At 76.1% G+C, this 2,867-nt stretch carries 2 protein-coding genes and 1 pseudogene; all 3 read left to right on the top strand.

Features of this window, described 5'->3' with window-relative positions; genetic code table 11:
- Positions 1–613, top strand: a pseudogene (locus ABD308_RS11710) (MFS transporter); the annotation flags it as partial.
- Positions 610–2,331, top strand: coding sequence for an IucA/IucC family protein (locus ABD308_RS11705; RefSeq protein ID WP_344332048.1), 1,722 nt, complete (start codon positions 610–612; stop codon positions 2,329–2,331). The pseudogene ABD308_RS11710 and the gene ABD308_RS11705, both read left to right, overlap by 4 nt.
- A partial coding sequence (locus ABD308_RS11700; RefSeq protein WP_486327018.1) for a type III PLP-dependent enzyme domain-containing protein occupies positions 2,328–2,867 on the top strand: 540 nt, incomplete at its 3' end. The genes ABD308_RS11705 and ABD308_RS11700, both read left to right, overlap by 4 nt.

Genomic DNA, 2,867 nt, shown 5'->3' with positions numbered 1-2,867 from the left:
GGCCGCCCCCGCCGCCCCGGCCGCCGAGGCCGTCGAGGCACCGCGCCGGGCTCCGCTGCGCGTCCTCTACGCCTTCGAGTTCGCCTTCGTGTTCGCCACCGTCATCTCCTTCCCCTACCTGATATCCCTGGCCGAACAGCGCCTCCCCGGCGCCTCCGGCACCACCACCGGCGTGCTGTTCGCCCTGCCGCACCTGTGCTACCTGGCGTTCGCCGCCCGCACCCACACCGCCTTCCTGCACCGACCGCACACCGGCCTCGCCCTCGGCTTCACCCTCGTCGCGCTCGGCCTCGCCGGACACGCCGCGGCCGACTCGCTGCCCGCCTTCGCCGCCGTCCGGCTGGTGCTCGGCGCCGGACTCACCCTCGGCCTGGTCTCCCTCGCGGTGCTGGCCGCCGAAGCCGCCCGCGGCCGGGCGCCCGGGCGGATGTTCGGCACCCTCGAATTCGTCTCCAAGGGCGGCGCCGTGGCCGCCGGCGCCGTCGCCGCGCTGGCCAACGGCCGGTTCGGCGCCGCCTCCCCCGTGCTGGCCGGCACCGCCGCCGCACTGCTGGCCGCCGTCGCGGCCACCGCGTTCATCTCCCCCGTCCGCCAGCGTTGGAGTCACTCATGACACACCAACTGCCCACCGCCGACCACGCGGTGGCCCACACCCTGGTCAACTGCCTGCTGCGTGAGGTGTCCGCGCCCGAGCACCAGACCGCCGTCACCGACGGCCGGCTGCTGATCCGCCTCCCCCGGCGCGGCACCCTGCTGCGGGTCGCCCTGCGCCGCAGCTCGCTGCTCGGCGCGCACCGCTTCACCGGCCCGGTCGAGGAGGAACACGAGGACGGCTGGCGCGAGTTGGAGTGGCAGCGGCTCGCCCGGCACGTCCAGGGCGAACTGGAACTGCGCACCGGCACCGTCAACGAGGAGTTCCTCGGACAGCTCGCCTCCAGCCACACGGCCGTCGCCACCGCCCTGGCCGAACGCCCGGAGCCCGGAGCCGACCGCTACCTGGAGTCCGAGCAGGCGCTGCTGTTCGGCCACCGCTTCCACCCCGCGCCCAAGTCCCGCTCCGCCGAACGCGGCGACTGGCGCGACTACGCCCCCGAGGCCCGCGCCGTCTTCCCGCTGCGCCACCTCGCCGTGCGGCGGGAGCTGATCGCCGAGTCCGCCGCCGACCCGGCCGCGCCCGCGCTGCTCGACGGCCTCGGCCCCGTCCCGGACGGCTACCGGCTGCTGCCCGCCCACCCGTGGCAGTACCAGCTGATCGGCGACCACCCCCTGCTGAGGGGCGCCCTGGGCTGCGGGGACATCCTCGACCTCGGACCCGGCGGCACCCCGTTCGCCGCCACCGCCTCGGTCCGGACCCTGTACGGCGCGGGCGCCTTCCTCAAGTTCAGCCTGAACGTGCGGATCACCAACTGCCTGCGCAAGAACGCCGCGTACGAGCTGACCGGGGCCGTCACCCTCACCCGGCTGCTCGCCCCGTTCCTGGCCGACCTCGCCGAACGGTTCCCGGACGCGGCCGTGCTGCGCGAACCGGCCTTCCGCACGCTCGCCGTGCCCGGCGCCGACGGGCGGCCCGACCGGGCGCTGTACGAGGGGTTCGGGCTGATCGTCCGCGAGGGCCTCGGCGGCGCGCTGCGCCCCGGCGTCACCCCGCTGCTGGCCGCCGCCGTCGCCGACGAGTACCCCACCAGCTCGGCGCACGTCTCCCGGCTGCTGCCCGACGCGGCGGACCCGGCGCAGGCGCTCGACTGGTGGACGGCCTACCTGCGACTGCTGCTCCCGCCGGTGCTGGCCGCCTACTTCGACCACGGCGTGGTGCTGGAACCGCACCTGCAGAACGTGCTGATCGGCGTGGACGCCGCCGGGTGGCCGGTCCAGGTGCTCTTCCGGGACCTGGAGGGGACCAAGCTCGTCCCCGAACGGCACGCGGACCTGCTCGCCGCACTGCCGCCGGAGGTGGCGGGGCCGATGGCGTACGACGCCGAGCGGGGCTGGGACCGGGTGGTCTACTGCCTGCTGGTCAACCACGTCGCCGAACTGCTCGCCGCGCTCGCCGACCTGCACCCGGCGGCGGAGGGCGCGCTCTGGGAGGCGGTGCGCCGCGTCCTGGCCGAGTACGCCGCCGCGCACGGGTGCCCGCCGCGACTGCGGGCGCTGCTGGCGGGCGTGCCGCTGCCGGGCAAGGCCAACCTGCTCACCCGCTGGGAGCGCAGGGCCGACCGTGCGGCCGGGTACGTCCGCCTCGCCTCGCCGCTGGCGCGCTCCGTGCTGGCCGAGGCGGCGTACGCCCCGGATCCCGTGCGGGCCACTCCCGTTCCCGCTGGAAGGACCCGATGACCGCCACCGCCACCGCCGCTCCCGCTTTCGCTCCTGCTCCCACGACTGAGGCCGTCCGCCGGCACGTCGCGGGCCTGGCTGCGGAGCACCTGCCCGCCTACGTCTACGACCTGCCGGTGCTGCGGGCGCACGCCACGGCCGTCCGGGCCGCCCTGCCCGAGCGCGTCGAGCTCTACTACGCCGCCAAGGCCAACTCCGAGGCGCCGGTTCTGGCCGCGCTGCGCGACGCCGTGGACGGCTACGAGGTCTCCAGCGGTGGCGAGTTGGCCCATGTGCGGGCGACCGTGCCGGGTGTGCCGCTGGCCTTCGGCGGACCGGGCAAGACGCCCGCCGAGATCGCCGCCGCCGTCGACGCCGGCGTGCACCGGTGGCACGTGGAGAGCGAACAGGAACTGCACCGGCTCGCCGCCGTGCTGGCCGACCGGCCGAACGCGGTGGTGGACGTGCTGCTGCGGGTCAACCTGCCGGTCGGCGCGGGCGCGCTGGACTCGGTGGCACTGGCGATGGGCGGGCGGCCGACGCCGTTCGGCCTGGAC

Origin of the sequence: Kitasatospora putterlickiae (assembly GCF_039527695.1) — a bacterium.
GTDB classification, from domain to species: Bacteria; Actinomycetota; Actinomycetes; order Streptomycetales; family Streptomycetaceae; genus Kitasatospora; species Kitasatospora putterlickiae.
The sequence above is the reverse complement of the archived record's forward strand: the minus strand, read 5'-3'. Positions and strand labels throughout refer to the sequence as shown.